Annotated in this window: 27 protein-coding genes; 5 read left to right on the top strand and 22 right to left on the bottom strand. The window is 67.6% G+C overall.

All coding sequences use genetic code 11. From position 1 onward, the window contains the following. Positions 1 to 109 precede the first annotated feature (109 nt). The 7 genes from ACTWOL_RS25525 to ACTWOL_RS25495 form a co-directional block, all read right to left on the bottom strand. Complete coding sequence (locus ACTWOL_RS25525) at positions 110 to 1,573, bottom strand: tyrosine-type recombinase/integrase (protein WP_474299122.1); 1,464 nt, start codon at positions 1,571 to 1,573, stop codon at positions 110 to 112. Next, positions 1,570 to 1,764 (bottom strand): helix-turn-helix transcriptional regulator, encoded by a 195-nt coding sequence (locus tag ACTWOL_RS25520; RefSeq protein ID WP_474299121.1) that lies wholly within the window; start codon positions 1,762 to 1,764, stop codon positions 1,570 to 1,572. The genes ACTWOL_RS25525 and ACTWOL_RS25520 overlap by 4 nt, the downstream gene beginning before the upstream one ends. Positions 1,765 to 1,911: 147 nt before the next feature. Continuing rightward, a complete protein-coding gene (locus ACTWOL_RS25515) occupies positions 1,912 to 3,168 on the bottom strand; it encodes a DUF3631 domain-containing protein (protein WP_474299120.1) in 1,257 nt (418 codons plus the stop codon). Then, positions 3,165 to 3,596: a hypothetical protein gene (locus ACTWOL_RS25510; protein WP_474299119.1), complete on the bottom strand. Its 432-nt coding sequence runs from the start codon at positions 3,594 to 3,596 to the stop codon at positions 3,165 to 3,167. Before ACTWOL_RS25510 ends, ACTWOL_RS25515 begins: the two co-directional genes overlap by 4 nt. Beyond that, on the bottom strand, positions 3,593 to 4,489 hold the full coding sequence (locus ACTWOL_RS25505; protein WP_474299118.1) for a bifunctional DNA primase/polymerase: 897 nt from the start codon (positions 4,487 to 4,489) through the stop codon (positions 3,593 to 3,595). The genes ACTWOL_RS25510 and ACTWOL_RS25505 overlap by 4 nt, the downstream gene beginning before the upstream one ends. An 89-nt stretch (positions 4,490 to 4,578) precedes the next feature. Further along, a complete protein-coding gene (locus tag ACTWOL_RS25500; protein WP_474299117.1) occupies positions 4,579 to 4,782 on the bottom strand; it encodes a hypothetical protein in 204 nt (67 codons plus the stop codon). Next, a complete protein-coding gene (locus ACTWOL_RS25495; RefSeq protein ID WP_474299116.1) occupies positions 4,779 to 4,967 on the bottom strand; it encodes a hypothetical protein in 189 nt (62 codons plus the stop codon). The genes ACTWOL_RS25500 and ACTWOL_RS25495 overlap by 4 nt, the downstream gene beginning before the upstream one ends. Before the next feature lie 72 nt (positions 4,968 to 5,039). Here ACTWOL_RS25495 and ACTWOL_RS25490 point away from each other — a divergent pair, with 72 nt between their 5' ends. Then, entirely contained in the window at positions 5,040 to 6,017 is a 978-nt protein-coding gene (locus ACTWOL_RS25490) for an SRA domain-containing endonuclease (protein WP_474299115.1), read from the top strand. Here the strand turns inward: ACTWOL_RS25490 and ACTWOL_RS25485 are convergent, their stop codons facing one another. The 10 genes from ACTWOL_RS25485 to ACTWOL_RS25440 form a co-directional block, all read right to left on the bottom strand. Then, complete coding sequence (locus ACTWOL_RS25485; RefSeq protein WP_474299113.1) at positions 6,018 to 6,263, bottom strand: hypothetical protein; 246 nt, start codon at positions 6,261 to 6,263, stop codon at positions 6,018 to 6,020. A 151-nt stretch (positions 6,264 to 6,414) separates the two neighbouring features. Further along, positions 6,415 to 8,490 (bottom strand): cell division protein FtsK, encoded by a 2,076-nt coding sequence (locus ACTWOL_RS25480; protein WP_474299112.1) that lies wholly within the window; start codon positions 8,488 to 8,490, stop codon positions 6,415 to 6,417. Positions 8,491 to 8,576: 86 nt separating this feature from the next. Next, positions 8,577 to 8,774, bottom strand: a complete 198-nt coding sequence (locus tag ACTWOL_RS25475) for a DUF6257 family protein (RefSeq protein WP_474301257.1) — start codon at positions 8,772 to 8,774, stop codon at positions 8,577 to 8,579. Next, the gene (locus tag ACTWOL_RS25470) at positions 8,764 to 8,925 is read right to left on the bottom strand and encodes a hypothetical protein (protein ID WP_474299111.1); all 162 of its coding nucleotides are present in this window, start codon (positions 8,923 to 8,925) and stop codon (positions 8,764 to 8,766) included. The genes ACTWOL_RS25475 and ACTWOL_RS25470 overlap by 11 nt, the downstream gene beginning before the upstream one ends. Before the next feature lie 82 nt (positions 8,926 to 9,007). Beyond that, on the bottom strand, positions 9,008 to 9,382 hold the full coding sequence (locus ACTWOL_RS25465; RefSeq protein WP_474299110.1) for a DUF6251 family protein: 375 nt from the start codon (positions 9,380 to 9,382) through the stop codon (positions 9,008 to 9,010). Beyond that, the gene (locus ACTWOL_RS25460) at positions 9,366 to 9,713 is read right to left on the bottom strand and encodes an RRQRL motif-containing zinc-binding protein (protein WP_474299109.1); all 348 of its coding nucleotides are present in this window, start codon (positions 9,711 to 9,713) and stop codon (positions 9,366 to 9,368) included. Before ACTWOL_RS25460 ends, ACTWOL_RS25465 begins: the two co-directional genes overlap by 17 nt. Then, entirely contained in the window at positions 9,713 to 10,807 is a 1,095-nt protein-coding gene (locus ACTWOL_RS25455; protein ID WP_474299108.1) for a hypothetical protein, read from the bottom strand. Before ACTWOL_RS25455 ends, ACTWOL_RS25460 begins: the two co-directional genes overlap by 1 nt. Then, positions 10,804 to 11,100 carry a DUF6303 family protein gene (locus tag ACTWOL_RS25450; protein WP_474299107.1) on the bottom strand — a complete coding sequence of 99 codons (297 nt, stop codon included), beginning with the start codon at positions 11,098 to 11,100 and terminating at the stop codon, positions 10,804 to 10,806. Before ACTWOL_RS25450 ends, ACTWOL_RS25455 begins: the two co-directional genes overlap by 4 nt. Next, positions 11,100 to 11,363 carry a DUF6284 family protein gene (locus ACTWOL_RS25445; protein WP_474299106.1) on the bottom strand — a complete coding sequence of 88 codons (264 nt, stop codon included), beginning with the start codon at positions 11,361 to 11,363 and terminating at the stop codon, positions 11,100 to 11,102. The genes ACTWOL_RS25450 and ACTWOL_RS25445 overlap by 1 nt, the downstream gene beginning before the upstream one ends. 97 nt (positions 11,364 to 11,460) lie before the next feature. After that, positions 11,461 to 11,616: a hypothetical protein gene (locus tag ACTWOL_RS25440; RefSeq protein ID WP_474299105.1), complete on the bottom strand. Its 156-nt coding sequence runs from the start codon at positions 11,614 to 11,616 to the stop codon at positions 11,461 to 11,463. 437 nt (positions 11,617 to 12,053) lie between these two features. Here ACTWOL_RS25440 and ACTWOL_RS25435 point away from each other — a divergent pair, with 437 nt between their 5' ends. Continuing rightward, positions 12,054 to 12,812, top strand: a complete 759-nt coding sequence (locus tag ACTWOL_RS25435) for a helix-turn-helix domain-containing protein (protein WP_474299104.1) — start codon at positions 12,054 to 12,056, stop codon at positions 12,810 to 12,812. 2 nt (positions 12,813 to 12,814) lie between these two features. Next, a complete protein-coding gene (locus ACTWOL_RS25430; protein WP_474299103.1) occupies positions 12,815 to 13,288 on the top strand; it encodes an NUDIX domain-containing protein in 474 nt (157 codons plus the stop codon). Here ACTWOL_RS25430 and ACTWOL_RS25425 read toward each other — a convergent pair. The 5 genes from ACTWOL_RS25425 to ACTWOL_RS25405 all read right to left on the bottom strand — a co-directional run bounded on the left by ACTWOL_RS25425 (position 13,276) and on the right by ACTWOL_RS25405 (position 18,043). Further along, positions 13,276 to 13,842 carry an HD domain-containing protein gene (locus ACTWOL_RS25425; protein WP_474299102.1) on the bottom strand — a complete coding sequence of 189 codons (567 nt, stop codon included), beginning with the start codon at positions 13,840 to 13,842 and terminating at the stop codon, positions 13,276 to 13,278. The two genes, ACTWOL_RS25430 and ACTWOL_RS25425, sit on opposite strands and share 13 nt — an antisense overlap. After that, positions 13,839 to 14,306, bottom strand: coding sequence for a GntR family transcriptional regulator (locus ACTWOL_RS25420; protein ID WP_474299101.1), 468 nt, complete (start codon positions 14,304 to 14,306; stop codon positions 13,839 to 13,841). Before ACTWOL_RS25420 ends, ACTWOL_RS25425 begins: the two co-directional genes overlap by 4 nt. 728 nt (positions 14,307 to 15,034) lie before the next feature. Beyond that, on the bottom strand, positions 15,035 to 16,129 hold the full coding sequence (locus ACTWOL_RS25415; protein ID WP_474299100.1) for a hypothetical protein: 1,095 nt from the start codon (positions 16,127 to 16,129) through the stop codon (positions 15,035 to 15,037). A gap of 420 nt (positions 16,130 to 16,549) precedes the next feature. Next, positions 16,550 to 16,828, bottom strand: coding sequence for a DUF6959 family protein (locus ACTWOL_RS25410; RefSeq protein ID WP_474299099.1), 279 nt, complete (start codon positions 16,826 to 16,828; stop codon positions 16,550 to 16,552). 804 nt (positions 16,829 to 17,632) lie between these two features. After that, positions 17,633 to 18,043: a hypothetical protein gene (locus ACTWOL_RS25405; protein ID WP_474299098.1), complete on the bottom strand. Its 411-nt coding sequence runs from the start codon at positions 18,041 to 18,043 to the stop codon at positions 17,633 to 17,635. A gap of 693 nt (positions 18,044 to 18,736) precedes the next feature. Here ACTWOL_RS25405 and ACTWOL_RS25400 point away from each other — a divergent pair. Both ACTWOL_RS25400 and ACTWOL_RS25395 read left to right on the top strand, forming a co-directional pair. Next, positions 18,737 to 19,339: a hypothetical protein gene (locus ACTWOL_RS25400; protein ID WP_474299097.1), complete on the top strand. Its 603-nt coding sequence runs from the start codon at positions 18,737 to 18,739 to the stop codon at positions 19,337 to 19,339. A gap of 1 nt (position 19,340) precedes the next feature. Continuing rightward, positions 19,341 to 21,092: a M48 family metalloprotease gene (locus tag ACTWOL_RS25395; RefSeq protein WP_474299096.1), complete on the top strand. Its 1,752-nt coding sequence runs from the start codon at positions 19,341 to 19,343 to the stop codon at positions 21,090 to 21,092. Positions 21,093 to 21,247: the final 155 nt, after the last annotated feature.

Here is a 21,247-nt window from a genome sequence, read left to right as displayed (position 1 = left end):
GAGCTCTGACCAGGCCGAATGCCATCATGAGAGAGCGGGAATCAGTCTCACTGACTCCCGCTCTTTCTCACTCTCTCTCAGTGTTCGCGACACACCTCCGACACACTCATCAGGCCGTGTCGCCCTCCTCTTCCAGCGCCTTTGTGATCTTCGCGTTCGCCGCTTCCTCGTGTCCGTCGATGCAGCCGTGGTACCGGCGGTGGATCACCTCCGGTGAGTTGCCGACACGCCGGGCCACCTCAGCGATGGGTACCCCCGCGTTCAGCCACCGCGTGATGCACGCGTGCCGCAGGTCGTAGGGGCGGCCGGCCAGGGGCGAGTCGACGCGCTCCGGCGGGAGCGCGTACTTCCGCGTCTCCTCCCACACCCGCCAGTAGGTGGACGAGCCGACCACTCCCCCGCGCTCATTCCCGAACACGCGCCCCTCCTTGGCCGTACCGAACTCCTTCAGGTGTGCCCGCAGAATGGCGACCAGGATGGGCGGGATGGGGACCGGGCGGTCGCTGGCCGCCTCCCGTGCCTTCAGGCCCCGGCGGTCGTGGCGCTCTCCGGAGTCGGTCCACTGCTTGCCGGAGACGGGGCGCGTCTCCCGGAGCGTCAGAGTTCCCCAACCCGTGTCCGGGAGGTGACAGTCCCGCCGCCTCAGTCCAACCGCCTCGGCCGGCCGGAGACCCGCGTAGTACAGGACCGCGTAGAAGGCCGCCAAGCGTCGCCCGCGACAGCGATCCCACGATCCGATGTACGAGACGGCTGTGAGCAACTGCCGTGCCTGAACAGCGTTCACCAAGACGCGGCGGTCCACTACGTCGTTGGAACCGACGAGCTTCCGGCGGGCACGCTGAAGAGGGTTCTCCGCGAGCTCCCCAGAGACCACCGCGTGTTCGAGGGCTGTGTTCAGGGCCCGACGGCGCCGTTTGAACGTGTCGCCCGCCGCCGGGGCACCATCCAACTTGTATCCGAGGCGGTAAAGCACGTCCTCGAACACCTCAGCGTCAACCAGGTCGGCAACGGCCCGATCCTCCGTCGTGAGCCAGTCGTACGCGGCCTTGAGTGGTACCGGCGGCTCCTCCCCCGCGTTCGCAGGCACGATCCCCCAGCGGAATGCCAAGCGCAGTTGCTCATCTGGAGAAACGCCGTCCCCACGCTTGACCATGGCGAGGCTCACGGCCGCAAGGCCATCCGCCATGCCCTCCCTGGTCTTGGCAGCACTCGTACGCCACTTTCCGGCGACGTACTTCCGGCAGAACTCGAACCAGCGCAGCGGTGGTTTCGCCTCCGCCGCCTCGGCTGCTTCCGCCGCCGCACGCACCTCGGACTCAGGTAATCCCGATTCGATCTCGAATGCCTCACCGCGGCGGTTCATGGCCTGCCAAAGCTCCGAGCGCCGACTTTCCGCGAGTGCGGCCGTCGTGAACGTGTCGCCGTGAACTCGGCCCGCAACTACCCAGCGCAGACGGTATGGCCGCGACTTCCGACCGGTCTTCGAGACTTTCCACAGTTTGACGTCGAAGGAATAGCCCGGTCGGGCCGACCCCTGAGGGCGGCCCGACGCGTCTTCATTCAGAGTGCTCACGCAGCGTCCTCTCGCGCCGCAAGCCACCGCTCGTACTCGGATCGGCGAATGCGGACGTCCCCGTTCGGCAGCTTGATCGAGCGAGGGGCTTTCCCGAGTTGGCGCCACCTGTAGAAAGTGGCCGGAGCTACCTTGAGGTCGGCAAGGACCTCCTTGATGGTCAGCTTTTCGTCCCGCGCACGGGCGCTCATGCCGCCGTCCTCTCTATTGCTCTGATCGCGGGTGCTGGGGCGGAGCCCCTCTTCTGCCAGATCCGCTACATCCGCTACATCCGCTACATCGCAGGTCAGAGGCCTGTTTTCTGTAGCGGATGCGCGGGATGTAGCAGATTGGTGCTGCTACAGGGCGGGAGCGGACGGCTCGGCCGTAGCGGTTTCTGCAGTGGTGTAGCGGATCCCGGGGAGCTCTTCTGCTACAGATTCACCCCCATTGACCTGGGGTGTAGCGGATGTAGCGGATGTAGCGGACCTGGGGAGGGGCGGGGGACAGTAGCGAGCCCAGGCGTCGGCGAGATCTTCCGCGTAGTAGCCGCGCGGGATCGTGCCGCCCGGTGTGCGGATGGGGCGGCCCTTGATGGGCTTGTTGGACGCGGTGACGTAGCCGCTCAGGATTCGGGCAAGGCCGCGCGGGGTGAGCGGCTTTCCGCCGATGTCGACCCAGGGGGCGTCGTCCATGGCGAGCAGGCATTCGAGGATGGCGACGGTAGGCATGCGGTCGATGCCGCAGAACACCGTGTCCCGCAGGTCGGTCAGCAGCCGGATGCCCAGGGAGGCTTCGTCGTCCTCGGTGGCTGCGGTGACCAGCTCGACACAGGCGGCACGTGCCCGCTCGGGCCAGGTGCCGCCGATGGCGTCGGCGACGGCGAGCAGCGGTTCCCACACGTCTGCCGGCCGGTCGGTGATGCCCTCGGGCATCACCGGCCAGCAACCCTCCACCCTGGTCCGCACGCTGTCAGCCCAGCGAGCGAGCCGGTCACGGAGCTTGTGGCCTTCCTTCTCGTGGATGCGCTGCCGAAAGGGCTCCACCCGTTCATTCCGGGCACGGCGGCGCATGCGGACGATGACAGAGCGGGTCAGGATCGTGTCCGGGAGGGAGCCGAGTCCGGCCATGGCCACGGCGCAGTAGGACGGGAACGGCTGCACGCTCTGGTTCGAGCCGTCACCCACGCACCGGTAGGTGACGCCAGAGCGCCGGTGCCCGGCGTTGAGGAATCCGCGGAGCTCTTCGTTGTCCCCGGCTTTGGGGCCGAACACGGTGTCGATCTCGTCGAAGAGAATCGTCGGGCGCCCCTGCGTGCCGGACACGGCCCGGAAGAGCGCGGCGGCGGACGCGTTCACCGCGACCATGGGCTGGGGCACCAGCGTTTCGACGATCTCCAGCGCGCGGGACTTGCCGGATCCCGGCTCCGGGGACAGGAACGCCAGGCGCGGGGTGGAGTCGAAGCAGTCCAGCAGGTGCGCGTGCGCGTCCCACAGGGCCACGGCGACGTAGGCGGCCTGAGTGGGGAAGACGTTGAACCGGCGGTGGAAGCGCTCGACCTCGTCGAGCAGCGCGGCTCCGTCGATGGACGGCGCGGGCTGGGGGGTGCTGGTCATGCGGCGTCCCTCGTTTCGATGGCGGGGGCAGGTGTCCCGGTGCAGAAGTGCTTGTGGGCGGCGTACTCGGCGACCAGGTCGGCCACTGCGTCTCGCCCGGTGGCGGTGCGGGACTCGCCGCAGGGGCAGGCGTAGGCGGCGGTGGGGGTGCTGCCGTAGCGCTTGGACCAGCGGGCGCCGTCGTAGTGGTGGCGGTAGACCGGCGGGGCGTAGATGCGGATCCCCGGCCTATCCGGCGTCGGATCCTCAGCGCTGTGGCGGGCGTGGCGGTCCGGGTGTGGGTCAGGGCGAACAGCAGAGAGGACGCCCTGACGGGCGGCGCCCTTCAGCGCTCCACGGCCGGAGGAAGCGGGGGCCGGTTCGGCGGCTTTCGGTCCGGTGGGGCTGGTGGTGGGGCTTTTCAGGGGAGGGGTCGGGGGGAGGCTCATGAGCTCTCCCGGGGCCGGGCGGTGCGGATGGACCAGTTGAGGGCGCTGCGGATGGTGGCGCGGCACTCGGCCGGCGGCAGTCCCGCCGACTCCCCCGCCCCCTGAAAAGCCTCCTCGACCACGTGCCGGGGGAGGTCGCCCCATGCGACGAACCGTCCGATCGCCCGTGCGCCGGCGAGCAGCCGTGCGTTGCGCCCGCCCTCCGATGCGGTGGCGACGGCGGCGGTTTCGGCGTTGAGGGCGGCTGTGGCGCATCGCGAGGTCCGGGGAGGGACCGGCGTGACCGTTAGGCTCCGCGAGGACTGGCGGGGCGTCAGAAGGGCGCGCAGCCATACGGGCAGGGGCTCCGGGGGCCGGTCGTCCGCGATCGCGTAGGTTCCGGCGGGGGTGGTGCTGCCGGGGGCGACGACGTATCCGCCCCATGCCCGGGTGTCGATGTTCGGTGCCAGGAACTCTTGGGTGTTGTGGAGCCGAACGCCGGCCGGGGCGGTGAAGTACAGGTGCCGTCCGCCGCGCGCGGTCCGGATCGTGCGTGTGGTGGGGACTACCTGCCCGGCGCGCTCGCAGAGCGCCGTAAAGGTCGTCACGCCGCAAGGCGTGTCCGAACTGCCTTTGGGCATGTCGAGGTCGACGACGACCAGACCGGCGGGGCCGGTGGCGATGCCGACGTTGAACGGGCCGGCCGCCCATGCGGTGCGGATGCGGTCGGGGTCGGTGGTGGCGCGCTGCTCCCATTTCACGTGCCCGGCGGTGCATGCGCCGGTGCGGGTGCAGGCGCTCTCGCCGTGCAGTGCAGGCGGCTTGGCGCCGGGCCGTAGCGGGAGGACGGGCCAGCCGCGGGCGGCGGCATCGAGCGCCGCGGTGAGCAGCGCGCTCTTGCGGTCGTGAGGCATGCTGGATGTCTCCAGTTCTGATGAGTGCTGGCAGACGAGAGCGGCTCCGATTCATTGGCGTGAGATGGGGCCGCTCTCGCTTGTGTGGGTTAGGGGTCCTTGCGTATGAGCCGCAGGACCGGGGCGGGTTCGCGGTTGGTGGCGGTGACGTAGAGCCGGACCCTGGTGCGGTCGCGGGTCGGGTACTGCCGGATGGGGCCGGTGGTGAATGTGCCGGCGAGCGCGGCCGTGATGTGGTCGGCATCCGCCGGGTGGCAGATGATCCGAATCTCGAACCTGCCGGACTCCGTCACGGGGCCGGGATGGCGCTGATGACGGCGGTGATGAGGTTGTTGATGGGTTCGGCGGCGCCGGTGGAGTCGAGGAAGAATCCGAATCCGGCGGCGGTGAACGCGGCGCCCGCTCCGAGGCTGTGGGAGCGGAGCAGGAAGAAGAGCACGAGCCCGAAGAGCAGGACGAGCGAGACGGTCACGGCCATGCCGCAACCTCCCTTCCAGATAGGCGGGTAGGTGCAGATGGGGGTGTCAGTGTTGGTCGGTACGGTCATCGCATGACCGCGAAGAAGCCGACGCCGGGTGAGATCACCACGCGCGCAGCGATGAAGGAAGTCTTCGGTGGCGGACCGCAGGGGGGCATCATCACGACGACGACCAGCCCGAACGTTCTGATCTATACCGACCACGACGCCGGAGCCGTCTTCGGTTACAAGGACGGCTGGTTGGACGAGGAAGACGAGCGGGGGCGCGTTTTCGAGTACACCGGCGCCGGCACGGAAGGGCATCAGACCTTCCTCGGCCGTAAGGGCGTCGGCAATAAGGCGATCTTGCAGCACGTCGAGGACGGGAGCGCGCTGCGTCTGTTCATGGCGGCTGGCAAGGTTCCTGGGTCAGGAACGAAGTGGCAGCGCTACGTGGGCGAGTTCGAGCTTGATGCCGACCAGCCCTACGTCATCCGCCAGGCGCTGGACAAGCACAAGGCGCTGCGGAAGGTCATCGTCTTCCGTCTGCGCCCGGTGGGAGACGTCCAGCACGATGAGCACGATGACATCCCGAAGGCGGAAAAGACCGTCGCGGTGCCGGTTCCTGCCGATGTCACGACCAGTTCGATGGTCGAGCCGGAGGCGCGCAAGACGGGATCGGCGCAGCGGTCCGCGGTGCCGAAGACGCAGGTCGAGCGTCGTGAGTCCGAGTTGGCCGAAGCCTATGAGGCCTTCCTTAAGGGCCATGGTCGTGAGGTGGGGCGGTTCCAGATCAAGCCGAAGGGGTCCACCTCCACCCTGCTCACGGACCTGTACGACGCAACGGCGCACGTCCTGTACGAGTCCAAGGGAACCGCTCGTCGCGACGCGATCCGGATGGCCATCGGGCAGCTCTTGGACTATCGGCGCCACATCAGCCCCGTCGACCCGCACTTGGCGGTCCTGCTGCCGGAACGCCCGCAGCAGGACCTGTGCGATCTGCTCGCGGCAGAGGGCATCGCGCTCGTCTACCGCGACGGCGAGACCTTCATGGGCGGCCCCGTTTGCTAGTCAGCGGGGCGGGCCCGCGGGTCGGGTGCCGGCGTGGTGGATGTGACGGCATGTGTTGAGCAGGCGGCGGCCGATGCGGAGCCGGTAGCGGGCGCCGCGGCAGCGGCGGCAGACCTTGACGGTCCGGCGGCGGACGGTGCGTATGCCGGTCCCACGGCACTTGCGGCAGGGCCCGAACGGGCTGAGCGCGCACAACGCTGCGTAACCAGCGAGCGTGAGCAGGATGGCGAGGCTAGCGAGAGCCACGATGGGTTCACCTCCCCTCTCAGGGCGGGTTTCGGGGGTTTGCGCAGGTGGGCAGCTAGACGCTAGTTCGCTGATCAGCGGCGGTTTGGGTCGCTAGTGGGGCCGCTAGACCTAGCAAGCTGGGGTGCTAGGTCTAGCGGTGCTGCTTGGGTCAGGCGGCGGTCCGGTCGGCGTTACGGCGAGTGATGGCGGCGGTGACGTCAGCGCGCTTGATGCCGCGCCGGTTCGCGCCCTCGCCGTCGTCGGTCTGGCCCCACACCTGGCCCGGCTTGATGCCCCAGGGCTTGAGGGCGGCGGTGACGTTCTCGCCCTGCCAGCCGCCGTACGTCTCGGGCAGGGCGGCGGCGAGACGGGCCGCGATGCGCTCGCACCACACGGCCTTCTCGTCGGCCGCGATGACGGCGAGGACGTCGGCGAGGACGTCGGAGCCGGCGCCGGTCTTCTCCGGGCCCTGGCCGATGGCGTGGCCGGTGACGTTCCCGTACGCCTCGCGTGCGACGCGGGCACGGGCAACGATGCGTTCGGCGGCGACCGCGTCCACGAACGCGGACGCGACGATGCGGGGGTCGTCGCCCTCACCGGCCATCCAGCAAATCCCCCGGTCGGACCGGGAGAACATGGTGGCCCGGTAGCCGGACTTGTACATCGAGGTACCGAGGACCATGTCGTTGGCGGGCTGCCCCATGACCTTCAGGCAGAACCGCAGCACCGCGTTCGCTGAGATGCCGGTCGGCAGGGACTTAGCGTCGGGGCGCTGGGTGCCGAACATGGCCACGATCCCGAGCGCGGGGCCGCGCTTGACCAGGTCGGTGCAGATCGCCTCGATCTCCTTGCCGTGCTCCTCGTGCTCGAACGGCACCTGGCATTCGTCGAACCCGACCACGATCGGATGCAGACCGAGGCTCTTGTCACCCGCGAGTTCCGGGGTGACTTTCGACTCCGGACAGCGCGAGCGGGGCAGGGACTTGATGACCTTCGCCCGCCGGCGCAGTTCCTCCTTCAGCTCCCTCAGTGCCTCGAGGACGTAGGCGATGTCCTCGTCCTCCTCGCCAGCGCGGTAGCGGTGGCAGACGGGCTCGAGGGCGCCGAAGTCGCCGGTGCCCTTGAAGTCGAAGGCATGCACCTCGGCCCGGGGGTCGAGCGCGGCGATCAGCAGGAACAGCCGCATGAGGAACGTCTTGCCCATGCGCGGGATGGAGCCGACGACCACGGACGCGAACATGAGCGTCACGGCCACGTCGCGCATGCGCTGGTCGTTGCCGAACACCACCGGTCGGAACAGGTCCACCGTCCCGGACTTCGCCAACGGCCAAGCCGGCTTCGATGTCTCGTTCATCGGCTTGTCCCCCACCCACAGCACGAGCCGTCCCTCGTGCTGCTCCGGGTCCGGGGAGGGCCACACGCAGCCGGTCTTACGGCGCAAGCCGGAAGCGAGGGGCTTGCGGGCCTCCATGATGTCCTCCGGCGTCACGCCGTAGGGCAAGTCGAGGTCCGCGCGGTAGCCGGGCCCATCACGGACGATCTCAGAGACGAACCGCAGGCCGTTCATGTCACCACCCTTCTTGATGGCGGCCGTGACCTTCGCGTTCCCAATCGAGTCGAGCCCGCGCAGGACGATGGAGCCGGTGAGCTTCTGTACCTCGGTCTTCAACACCGCAGGGCCCACCACGGGGGCGTCCGGCTGCTGACCCCCGAGCCCCAAGAGCAGCACGCCACCGGTGGCAAACGCGTACAAGAACGCCGGGGCCATCACGTACAGGTACAGGGCGAACCCCACGCCGAACACGGCCGCGACGAGGGTGACCAGGCCCCTCAGGCGGACGCGGCCGGCGCGGAGCCGGGCGAGGCGCATGTACTCGTCGATGTCCTCGGTCTGCACCGCGAAGGCCCGCAGTGGCGCTGCCTCGCGGTCCCACACCCACCGGTTCGTCGTGGCGACGAACCGGCACGCGCCCCGGGGCGACATGAGGGCGAGGCATCCGGCATACACCGGCAGCCGCACCCCGTGATACAGCGTCGCGTAGCCGGCGTTCGCCGCCGCGTGCCGGGCGGTGGCGCCGAAGTCGCGCCGGTTCGTCAGCCACGATGCGAGGACCGGCTTGCGCTTCTCGATCCGAACCTTCGGGTCCGGCAGGGCAGGATTGTCGACCGGCACCCGCGCGGCCGGCGGATCGTCGTCTATGGCGGGCACGGGCCGCAGGTGCGGGCCCATGGATGTGTCGGTCATGCTGGATTTCTCCTGCTGCTCGAAGGGGTGGTCAGGGCCCGGGGCGGTCGGGATGCTTGGCGGCTGTCGGCCGCCCCGGGGTACAGCTAGTTGCCCTTGCTGTTGCGCTGTTCTTCGCGCTTACGGGCCTGCCCGAGGACCCGCTCGACCTTGCGTTCCAAATCCCGCTGGTAGACGCGCCCGCCGCTCATGCGGTCGTCGGCGATCCCGCGCTTAGCCATCCGAGCGACGTACCAGGCGACCTTCGCCTTCTCGCCCGCGGTGAGCTTCGGATCACGCGCCATCACGCACCCCCTGAGCCTGCTCGGAGATGGCGGCAGCGGTGGCGAGCTGGGCCCACACGGCCGCCTGCTCCACAAGACGCTGCGGCAGGTCATCGCGGTGGCGACTGGTGAGCAGCCGCTCGGCACGCTCCCGGTACTCGTTGCTGGTCACGGTCTTGGCTCCCGTCCGGGGCCGGACTGTCCGGCTCCCTCCCGTCGCCCGCCAGTAGTGGCCGGGCGGCGAGAGGCAGCCGTCAGCGCCGGCGGCGGGCCCTGCGCACGTTCTTCGCGGCGGCCTTGCCCTCGGTGCCGCCGACCGACTTCACGACGGTCACGACGCCCCACGCGCAGACGGCGGCGAGCAGAGCGAGGAGGGCGAGGTTGGCGGCCATGGCGGTGAGTACACCGATCAGCAGCGGACCGAAGTAGACGCCGGCCGCGACCGCCCCGGCACCGACCCCGGAGCCGAGCGCGATGCGCTGCACCGTGCGGTCCGGCGGCGCCTGGTGCACGTGCTGGTGAACGACCTGCGGACCGGAGTAAGTGGCGGGCAGGTGGGCGGGGTCGACATAGACGTTGGTGCCGTCCGGGAGCTGCACCACACGGGCGATCTCAGGCAGCGATTCCATCGCTGGTCCCTTCGGGATAGGCACACGGCGTACAGGCGCCGAGTGAGGTGGGGATGACGTATCCGGCATCACGGCGGCACTCGGGGCACGTGCGGCGGGTGGCATTGGCGCGGGCCAGGGCCGCCCACTTCGCCACCGTCATCGGCCGCACCGGCAAGGCACGGTCGATCCGGTAGAGGTAGGCGACCAACGGGCCCCGCCGTCGGCGCGGGCGTTCGAGCTGTGCAGCCACGCCCTGGCCACCGGGCCGCAGCCCCAGGGCGCGGAGTTGTCGCAGGGTGGCGTATCCGTCCGGGGCCATGCGCCACCGGAACACCGGTAGCGCGGCCATCACGCCGACCGCTCAGCGATCAGCGTGTCCCGCAGCATCCGGGCGTTGGCCGGAGAGACGCGCAGGGCCCGGCGGATCCCCTCGCCCGTGATCTGCTTGTCCGGCCAATCGGCCGTAGCAGTGCGTGCCTCGGTCAGTAGTTGCTCCGGCGTGCGGCGGGTGCGGGGCCGCTTCGCCGCGTCCGGTACCCGGTACGTGGTCCGGCGCGGCTTGGTCGACTCAGCCGCCACCGACCGGGCCTTGCCCGACACGACCGGAACCGGTGTCAGGGCGGGGAGCGGCTTGCCGGGCAGGGTCGGCTTTCCCAGCGTGACCGGTACCGGATCGGGCACCGGAAGACGCGTCAGCACCACCGGCTCAGGTTCGGGTGTGGGGGCCGATTCGACCTGGTCAGCCGTCGACCGAATCCTCTCGGTCTCGGTAGATTCCTCCGCATTCGCGGTGAGGGCGGTCGGGGTGGAGAACATGACGGCGAGGGCGGCATCGGCGCCGGTGGTGACGCGGTCGCGCTGGACGTCGAGCAGTCTCGATCCCAGCTCTGTGTCTCCGGTGCCGACCTTGCGGGCCAGGCGCCACGACTTCCGCTCCGACCACTTCCGGACCAGGCTGCTCGGGTGATGGGCGGCGCGCGCCCGGTGGTAGGCGAGGGCTTGAACGATGTCGGCGGTGCGCCGCTCGTTCTCCGCGTCGCGGCCGTCGGTGTGGACGACGATCCGCCGGGCGAGGAACGCCATGCCCTCCGCGGAGACGGACATGCCCATCGGGGTCAGCGCGTAGATCACGGTCCGCCCCGGATCCGGTGCGGCCATGGCACCCATGACAGCCGCGGCGGCGGGCAGTGCCCACAGTCCGATCCGCACGATGCGTGGTGAGGACTGGCCCAGCATGGTCAGCCCGAGCAGCACCAGCGCCAGAACGGCCGTGGCGCCCTCACCGGCACCGAGGGCACCGAGGGCGGTCCCCTTGCCGTAGGCGTGCCCGATGTTGCTGTACGTGCCGATTCCGCCGATCACGCCCGTGCCGAGCATCGGCACGAACGCGGCCGTCAGCACCCCGGTCTGCATCCTGGTGAGGGGCTTGCGAGGCTCGCTCATGGCGTGGCCTCCCGCACCCGGACCGAGGCGATCAGCCGTACCGGCGAGGACGGGTCGTCAGGGTTCAGGCTGAACTCCGCCCACTCCCAGCAGCCGCCGTCCGTGAACACGTAGCCGAGCGCGGCGAGCGCCCGTGCACGCTCCTGAACACTCGGCACCTCAGCGCCCGGGGCGAACAGGTACTCCGGCCAACGCTCTACCGGCAGCCCGCGCCGCACCACACACAGATGCCACGAGCCGCCGGTGTGGACCAGGGTGTTGAGCATCTGCGCCGTGAACACGTCGGCCGCCATCACGCCACCACCGGCGCGAGAGCAGCGGCCTGGTTGGTCAGCGCCCGCCGCGCGGCCAGCACCCGGTTCCGGGCCCGGCGGATACGGCGCGCGTCCAGCTCGGACGGGATCCGGTCGAGGGTGATGATGTGCGCGTCGAGCCGGTCGACGTCCGCGAGGATCGCGGGCATCTCCGCCTCGATGGCGTCCAGCTCCGTGTCCGTCGGTTCGATCCAGTCGGCGAACGCGGTGACAGCGTCCTGAACAGTGACAATATGGTTCATGGGTCGTGGTTCTCCCTAGCAGGTGAAACGGCCCGAACAGCGCCCCCGGAGTAGCCGCTCCGGGGGCGCGGGCCGTTAGGCGGGCGGTGGGGTGGGGTCAGCCGCGCTTGGGCTTGCGGCCATAGGCCGCATCCAGCTCCGACTTCGCGTCCTGGCACTTGCCGGAGGTGATGCGGTCGTAGACCTGCTGACCCTTCTTCACGTTCTTCGAGGAGCTCAGGTCGGACGAGGTCTGCGTCTTCTTGCCGAACATGCGAACTCCTGAGGTGTCGTAGTGATGGGTCCGCGCCGAACGGAGCGGCGGACCACGTGCCCCTGCCTGCTTTGCTGCGTACGCCCGTGGTGGCCGGGCAGGGACTGAGATGTCGTTGACGGTCATCACCCGGCCGTCGCGGGGACGGGGACAAGCCCCGTCAAGCTCAAAGCACTCTGTTGAGTTTTCAAGGAACGAACGCTGCCTTCGTACTCACCCCTGCGGGCTTTCCTCCGGGCTATGCAGTACCTGTTTTACAGGTACTGCATAGGAGGTCGTCAAGTACAACGACGGAACTCCTTTGGTTTTGCGCCGGCACTTCTTGGCGCACCATCAGAATCGCCCCAGGTCAGGGGACTTGGTCACCCCCTATGTGGACACCTCAAGGACGTCTCGGTACCTTCAAGAGGTCCCTAGACGTCCCATCGGGGGTGCAGATGTCCAACGAGCGGTTGCGGTCTGCTCTGTTAGCCGCCGGCATGACGGTTCAGCAGCTGGCCGAAGAGATCGACGTCAACCCGAAGACGGTCGAACGTTGGATCACCATGGGAAAGGTGCCGTATCGCCGACACCAGTACGCGACGGCGGCAGCACTCAAGGTCGACGTGACGACACTGTGGGAGGACGATCGCGCTGTCGAGAGCGCGGCAGACCTGTCGAAAGCCGAGATCGTCAACGTCTACCCCCACCGGCACGCCGTACCGCCCCACCTGTGGCGTGAGATCTACGCACGAGCCAAGAGGAACCTCGACGTTCTCGTCTACTCAGGGCTCTTCCTCTCCGAGGATCCCGTGTTCCTGGATCTCTTGAAGGAGAAGGTGAAGGGGACCACTCAGGCGCGCATCCTGCTTGGGGATCCGGACTGTGAAGCCGTCCGGCAACGCGGCATAGACGAAGGTCACCGCATCATGGACGGCAAAATCCGGAACGCGCTGGTGAACTATCGATCACTGTTCAAGAGCCATCCTGAGATTGGCTTCCGGCTCCACGCAACGACCCTCTACAACTCGATCTACCGATCCGATGACGAGATGCTCGTGAACCCCCACGTGTACGGCATCGGCGCCTACATGGCTCCGGTCTTCCACTTGCGGCGGCTACCGGGCGGCGGCCTGTTCGACACGTATGCGAATAGCATCGAACAGACCTGGGGAGGCGCCCGCCAGGTCATGGACCAAGACATCACGGGAGCTTGATCATGGGACGCGTTGACTACCTGCACGATCCTGACGCTCCGCCGGCCAACTCGGTCGTGCCGTCCGTCGTGGCGTTCGTGCAGAACGATGCGGGCGAAGTGCTCATGATCCAGCGGTCCGACAACGGGCGCTGGGCGCTGCCCGGTGGGGGGCACGACGTAGGTGAGTCGATCAGCGACACCGTGGTGCGCGAGGTCTGGGAAGAGACCGGCATCAAGGCGGAAGTCATCGACATGGCCGGGATCTACACGGACCCAGGGCACGTGATGCAGTACGACGACGGCGAGGTCCGGCAGCAGTTCAGTATCTGCTTCCGGGCGCGGCCGGTCGGCGGTGAGGTGCGGACGAGCAACGAGACGACGCAGGTCCGATGGGTCGACCCATCGGACCTGTCACAGTTGGACGTCCACCCCACCATGCGTCTCCGGATCGAACACGCGATGGACCGGACTCGCCCGACTCCCTACATCGGCTGACGCCTGGCGGCGGCTACCCGTTCGAGCACACGCGAAGTGCTCGCGAGGATCTCCGGTTCGGCCCGACGGATGAACATACCGATCAGGCTGTCCGGCCCGTAGCGGCCAGCGATCTCGTTGACCCGGTCCACGGGATTCGTAGGAGTGCCGTCCGGGGTCGTGTTCATGTCGCAGTAGCACAGTGCGTCATTGAGGTGGGCGTCCTCGCGCGGGAACTCGGCCTCAAGTTCCACGCGCAACCCCCGGGCCTCTGCCTCCATCCATGAACACGAGTGGTGCGCCACCAGCCTCACGACCCGTTCGTCGGCCTGGGCGACTTCGCGGAGATAGCGGGCCCCGTCCAGCGGGTGAAAGCCCGTCTTGGCGAGGTCCGGCGTGTATCCGATGTCATGCAGGACCGCAGCCGCCTCCAACAGTTCCGCATCCGCACCGAGGATCGGCGCGATGCTACGCGCGCGCTCGGCGACCCCCACCGAGTGCTTCCAGCGGCGCGGCAGCGGATCGGAAAGCAGCGATTCGGCGAGCGGATAGGCCCACTTCGTCAGTCCCGTCACAGCGAGGAACGCTCCTCTCGATTCGGCAGGGCTCGCACGGTTCGTAGCTTGCCCTGTTCCCCCTCAGACAGCCATCCTGCGGCTTCCAACCTCTCCAGCGCCTTGGTCACCGTCGGGCGCGAGACACCAAACCTCTCGCACAGTGCGGAAGCGCTCGGGAAGGTTGCTCCGACTTCAAGGCCGTCATCGGTGAAGACGTCAGTGAGCCGTTCCGCGAGGGGACGACGGTCGGCCCGCTGTCCCTCCCGGAGGACACGCCAGCGTCCGCCCGGAACCGGCTCCGCAGCACCCTCCTTCTGGAGCACCGCGAACGCCCGGAGCACCACCCCACGCGACACTCCGTGATCACGCATGACCTCTGCGGCCGACGGCAGTTCCACCATCTTCGGGTCCACATCGATCTGCGCCTTGAGCGCATCTGCGATCTTCTGAAAGGTCCCGCGCGGGCTTGCTTGCTGCGACACTCACCCTCCCTCTCCGTCTCCCGTCGTCAGGGTCAAGCGTGCCATGCTGAGCGTCGGGCCGGAGAGCACCGATGACTGCGTCTTCCGCCTCTCGCGCGGTACCTGAACAGGCAGGATCCTCAACTTCTCCGTCTCGTTCATAGCCGTACGCGGTCGTTCAGGGCCGTTCGCTCGGCCCACCGGCCATGCTGTGCGCACGGAATTGAACGCCGCTGAACGACCCCGGATCATGCCCCAAACAGCCCGGACAAACCTGCAAAGCGAGTTACGTCGATTCGAATCCGATCACGGCCTCCACCGCAATCCCCCGCCCCGAGGCGAGCGGGCGGCTACTGCCCCGATCCGGGCTGCCTCGGGTCGTATGGGGCACCTGGCCAAAACGTTGGCTGGCAGCTGAAATTTCCCTACCTCACCAAGGCACCCACCGCGCACAGCGCGGCCCGACGGCTCGGGCCGACGCTCCTGTCTACGCCCCGCTCCGGCCCGGCCGCCAGCCGCACGCTGAACGGCGAAGGGTTGACGAGGGACAAACCCGGCTGTGGCTAGGGCGGTCGGCTCCGCGGCTTTAGGCAGCCACTTTGGGGCGAGCCTCTAAGATCATGGCCCCAACGTCGTGCTTTACCGGGCAGGTCCACAGACTGCCCGACGCGCCGGAAGCTCACGGGGCCATGATCACTCGCCCCAAAGCAACTCCAGCCCAAAGCCGCTCCGCCGAACGCAGAGGCTCTCTAACGTCTCAGCCAGGCAGTGAGGAGTGCCCCAACCGTTACACCTAGCAGCGACGCACAGAAAGTTGTGACTCTTTGCACTTCCTGGGTGTGCTGAGATTCTAGGATTTCCAACATTTTCTCTGCCGTATCAACCTCCTCCCCATAGGTTTGATTCAGAGTTTTGTCGATGTAGGGCCGAACCACCTGAACATCGCGCTCCGAATAAATGCTTTCGACCTTACTTTCGGCGTTTCTTTGTTCATGAACAGTGTCGAGCTTACATTGCAGAACGGCGAGGCGGAGAGTCAGCAGGTCCCGTTTATTTCGGAGCACTCTGCGAATGTATGCAGCTACACCCTTGCGTGAGTAAGTGTGAGAGAGTGCCCCTGCTAAGTCGATTGTTTCGACGGACCGCCGCATGCGAGTGGAGCTGTCTGCGGTCACGTCGTAGAACAGGGCGAATTCGGGCGTCATCCACTCAACGACCTTGCCGTAGGCGTCAGCGGCGCCACCCCCTTTGGGTGAATAGAAGAAAGTGAACTTGTCATACCCTGTTCTTGGCTGAACTTCTACGGCGACTCCATCGGAAATCCGGGCACCCCCTTCTCCGGCGACGATGTAGCAGTCGACAGGAAACGGCGTGGGCCCCAGGCGTCGAAGCCTGACGCTGGTCTCCTTGATCTTCCCGAGTTCCCGCCGCAGGAATTCGCGGATAACCGCCAAGGCAACAGAAGGCTTCCGGAGAGAGTGATCGGCCCCTTCACTAACAACGAAGCTAACCGGATGGCGCCAATCGAATACGGTGAATACAGAGAAATCCTCAAAGTCGCCAACCTGACGCCCTCGCATCACGTCCTGTTGAACCCGGGACGGGATGGAGATTCTGAATCTCATACTGCCAGAGACCGGGCGACCTTCAAGGTTATCCCCATAATAATTCTTAACCTCCTCGGCGCGCTGCCAAGAATTGTCGACCTCATGGAATTCAAGATCCCGAATGGATGCTATTTCATTCAGCGCGAATGAGACCGCCTTCTTCCAATCATCTACATTCTCAGCCCCCGGCGCCTCAAGCGCCAAACAACCGACGCCAAAAGCGAGTTCACTGCCCATTATCGTTCTCCCCCGGGAAGCCGGTCCATGGCGAGTCAGCACATAGCCTAGGGAACGTTGGTCACCCGCGTCAGTTGTTCTCTGCGTTGGTGATGGAAGGCGTCACCCCACCATGCCCAGCGTCCTCACCCCGGGTCGGCCGCGGGCCGTGGAAGGCGCTCAACGATGACCAACGCTGTCAGGACGCCGCTCGATAGGCCGGCCACAAGTCACGGCCGCTGGTGATCAGTTATGGCTGTCCACCACGTCAGCATCCTCCTACGCCCGCTACCGTCCCTGCGGGGCTTCACAGCGGCCAGTGCGTTGATCGTTGACCTACTCGGCTAGAGCTACGGATCAGAGGGTCTCCGTGCCCGATCCATGCCCGACGGTTCGGTAAACCACGGTCAACAGCCTGAAGAAGCGCGGTGATTCCCAAGCTCAGAGCTCAGGCCCGTAAGGCAGCGGGATCTCATGCACTTCCAGCGCAGCGGAGTAGCGCGCGAGCAACGCGTCGAGGTCCGACCGGAGAAGGCCGGCGGTCTCGCGTGCCTCAGCCGCGTCGCCGCGGTCGAAGGCCTCCACCACTTCGGCGACGTCGTCGCGGAGGATGGAGAGAGAATCACCCTGGATCAGTACACCGGGGAAGCGGCGGCCGGGCAGGCGCACCACTGCGTTGTTGCCGCCGTCCGTAAACAGCTCAGCCTCAACTCGCTCCATGCGGCCATACAACCTGACATCGCCAGGTGACTTCAACGACAGCGGACACAACCGGCGTTGAGCGATCGTGAGCGGCCTTGCCTCAGGCTGTCACATGCTTCCCAGGCCCGTCCGATCGAACTCCTAGTGCGGTGTCGGCCCCTCCAGGCTGCCTCCGAGAGGATCGCCCCTCGGAGCGCTGACGGGCCATATGTGGGCCAGCGAAGGAGTGTGGGCTCTCTCCTGGCTTCTAACACAAACCCCGCGAGAGCACGTGCTCGACGTCCTCAGGGCTGACGAGCACGGGCGCGCGACACACCTCCGACACATTTCGTGTCGCCGCGTACCCTAGCCCGACTCCGCCGCAGGTCAAGCGGACTGCGATGAGTGATCGGCATACTCACTCCGGAGCCGTGTGCGCAGGTTCGAATCCTGCCGGGGGCACAGAAGCCGGAGCAGCGTGATCATCCCGCTGACCTGCGGAAGTGCCAGACTTCAAGAGCCGGACCCAGTCCCACTGGGTCCGGCTCTTTGTCGTTGTCCACCACTGATCGCGAGTGAGTTCCACGAGTCTCAGCGAACCTGACGTGCTGCGGGCCGCCATTCGGCAAACTGCTACTGCCGACCAGATGGTCCGGCATGCCCGAGCACCCCCACACCATCGGCACTGACCCGGATCCTGGGACGAAACCCGATAGTCTGCACGTAGAAAGTGCCCTCCGCCTGGACGGACAGAGCCCCTCGACAAGGTTCGTCGTCCCAGGTCAAGAAGGCACTTTCGCGTTTCCGCCCCAAAGTCAGCCGTATCCAAGTGAAACGGCGAGGTTAGAGATACGTCATCGCCGCGATCGCGGCAACGGCGACGAGGGGCGTGAGCACCGCGAACCGTGCGCCCGGGCGGTTGCCGGCGTCCACGAAGGCGGCGACGAGCAGGAAGCAAGCCGCCGGGAGGAACCAGAGCATGAGAAACATGGCCAAGAGCACAGCCCATGCCAGCAGTCCCGCTCCCACGACGTAGCAGGCCCGGGCACATGCCTTCGGCTGATTGCGCATCGCGAGCGGGATGGCGGCTGTGACCCCGGTCGCCGCATACACCCCGACCAGTTCACGGCCGGCCGAGGTCTCCAGTACGAATGCGAGCCAGGTCCCGAGAGCCCCCGCGGTCATCACCCCCACCACTGCTCCGGCCACAGCCCATTTCCACTGCAGAGCCGCAACCCTCTGACCTCCGGCCATCACAGACCTCCCTTGAACGCGTTCAATTGAACATGTTCAAGATACCTCACGAGCTTGCTCTCTCGCGGTCCGTGATCCCGATGGCGGCGTACTCACCGTCAGGGACCTGGCGACCCATTGAGTGAGCGCTACACGGTCCCGCAGCACCATCGGGGCACAACCCGGAATCGGGCCGGAACAGCTGCCGGGACGGACCAGGTTGAGCGGCGCCGCAGCGGCGGCGTCGCCTGGCGGGCGGACTCTGCCTTCGTCGGGGCGCGGAGGCTCTGGCGTCCTTCGGCAGCGTGCTCCTCGATGAGCAGATCCGTCAGCAGGCGCGGCACGTCCAGCCGGACACGATCTTCAATGCCGCTGTACTGATCAGTGTGTGGGGACTTTGCCGCAAGGCACGCGACTCAGAAGTCACATTCACGCTGGGCAGGCGGCAGACAGGTGCCGTGCGGCAGGACGCAGGGGCCTCTTCGGCGATCGCCGGACAGGTCGTGGCAACTGGTCCATACTCAAACACGTGGTACAGCACATGGCTGATGTGCGGATTTCGGGGGGCGGGCCAGGCGGGTCCGCAGCGGGGCAACGGGGGGCTGACGCACACTCATGACGACTCCGACACCGTCCATCGCAGCCGTATCCGGAACCCCGTGGAAGCTTGGCAGGGAGCATCGTCGACTTGCGCGGGCGTTGGCCAGGGAGGTCGTGGCAGAGGCGGCCCTGGAGGAGCTGCCGCTCTTCGATCAGCGAGCCCGGAGCCACTTCCGCCCCCGGTTGTGGAGCCGTCGGCCCTTGTCCGTTGACGTCTTCGGGTTGGCGGCCGAGGTGGTGACTCCTGCCGCATTGTCGGCCGCGGCCGGTGTGATCGGGGTGATGTCGGCCGAGCTGGTGAGCCGGTTGACCTCGCGCCTCGTTGGTCGTGTGTCGCGCCGTTGGCGGGGGTCGGAAGCCGAGCCCGCCGGACCGGCGGAGGCCATGTCCGCGCCCACTCCGACCGCCGTGGAACTGGCCCGTTGGCGTACGGCCGCGTTGTCGGGTGCCCGGCGCCATATGTCCGAGCAACGGGCCGAGCAGGTCGCCGACTCCGTACTGGCGGAACTCGTACGGATGCTGGCGACGACACCGGAGGATCCCTCACCGCCTCCCACCGCGCTCCAGTCTCCCGGGGATTCGGGGGCCAGCGGCCAAGACGCCGACGACGCGGAAGGGAACGCTGCCCAGTCCCCGGACGGAGCCCAGGGGAACCCGAGCCGAGACAACATGGGCGAGCACGAAGACGGGGACGGTCCAGCGGCGACCAGGCCTTAGCGTGGTCCTGCGGGCTCTCCTCTTCTGTGTCGCACTGATCGCCGCGGCCGTCTCGATCGCCTTCCCGGCCACCACCAGCCGGCACGACGAGGCCGCGGACTCCTACAGCCTGTGCTGGCCGGGAGCGGTCAGGGAGTTCCAGCTGTCCCTGCCGATGACATCTGTGGAAGCCGAGATCCTCGCCGGGGCGGGAGTCTGGCCTCCCCGACCGGTGCCGGATGAGTACGCGCCCGCCCTGAAGCGGTACCTCCAGGAGCGGTGTCCACCACCGCCGGTGAACCGGCGTGAGTCGCGCGCCGGGCTGACGCTGGGGCTACTGGGAGGCGGCGGCTTCGTCCTGTACTGGCTCAGCCCCTACCAGCAGATTCTCTTCCGTGGTCTGTGCCGCCTGCACCCCACACCGCGCTCTGGAAAGCCTCGCGGCTACCGACCGGACCTGGCCGACGCTGTCTACCGGCAGGCGGACGATGCCGGGGTGACCGTCCACGGGGTGTGGCTGAACGCCACCGACTACACCACGAACGCGGTGGCTTTCGGGCACTGGCGGCGTCGGCACATCGAGCTCGCGAGCGGCATGGAGCGGCTGTTCGATGAGGACCCGAGCACCTTTGAGGTCGTCATCCGCCATGAACTCGGCCACATCAGCAACCGCGACCTTGATGTCACCCATGGCATCACCGCGCTTTGGGGTGCCTTCAGCGTCCTGCTCGCCGCCACCGTCTGCTTCGCCGTGTCCGAGTACGCCGGCCAGGGTGAGTACCTGCTTCGGCTCTCCTTCCATCTCGCCCTCCTCGCCTGCACGCTCTACGCGGCCCGCAACACCTTCCTTCAATCGCGGGAACTGCACGCCGACGCGTTCGCCGTGAGGCCCGGATGGGGCAAAGGGGATGAACGCCGACGGAAGCTGGACGAGTTCTTCGTACGCCTGGCCGCGCAGCGTCCGCCCACCGTCCGGGCGATGCGCGCCGTCGTACACGGCACACCCCCTAGTGAAAGGGAAACGACGGCACGCACCGGCATCCGCTGGCCGTTCGCCACCCATCCCGACCTGCCGCGCCGCAGGGCTGCCCTGCGGCGCCCCGCCCTGGCAGGCGAACTCAACACCTGGGAAGCCGCATTGATCGGCTGCGTGGCCATGTTCGCCATCAATCTGCTGCTGGGGAACAGTTTCGACGTCATGATGATCGGGCTTGACCTAGGCTTCCTGGAGCTCGGCCATCTGGACACGATCCGCCCCGTCTACTCCTGGCTCGCGATCCCGCTGCTCCTCCCGGCCGGCGCCGTACTGGGCCTCGGCATCCGGCAGACGGTCGCCGCGTGGGGAGGCGACCGCGGTGGCCGCAGGCTGGTGCGGCGGCTGGTGCTCCTCGCCGGGGGCCTGTGGGCGGGGCTGTTCGCCGGGTCCATGCTCCATCCGGTGCAGGCGTTCAGTTCCGGCCGATCCGTGCAGCTCAGCGGGATGTGGTGGCACCAGATCACCGGCGGACTCGGGCTCGGGCTCGGCCTCGCACTGACCGCGGCGCTGTCGGTCCTGGCCCTCTCGCTGTTCGCCGTGGTCTGCGACACCATATGCCGACCGCGCGGGGCGTCCTTGTCAGTCGGCGCGTACGGCGTACTCACCGCCGTGGCCTGGTTCCCGTCGGCCCTTCCCGACGGGACCGCCCCGTACCTCGGCGCCGCTGTGGCCGGCGCCGCGCTGCTCAGTGGCACGACGCTGCCGTTGCTGCGCCGTATTCCCCCAAGGGGACGCTGACACGAACCGGGCTCCAGATACGACGAACCGCGTTCGCATGCCCACATCGGCTCATCGCCTGAAGCTGCACCGGACGCGGTCACAGTCCCGCGTGCCAGTCCTGCTCGAAATCGCCTGGTGCGAATAGGCTGCGAAGTCGTCCAACCCGGCGCTCT

This window comes from Micromonospora sp. IBHARD003 (assembly GCF_056106285.1).
Note: the sequence above shows the minus strand (reverse complement) of the source record. Positions and strands in the feature narration are given on the sequence as shown.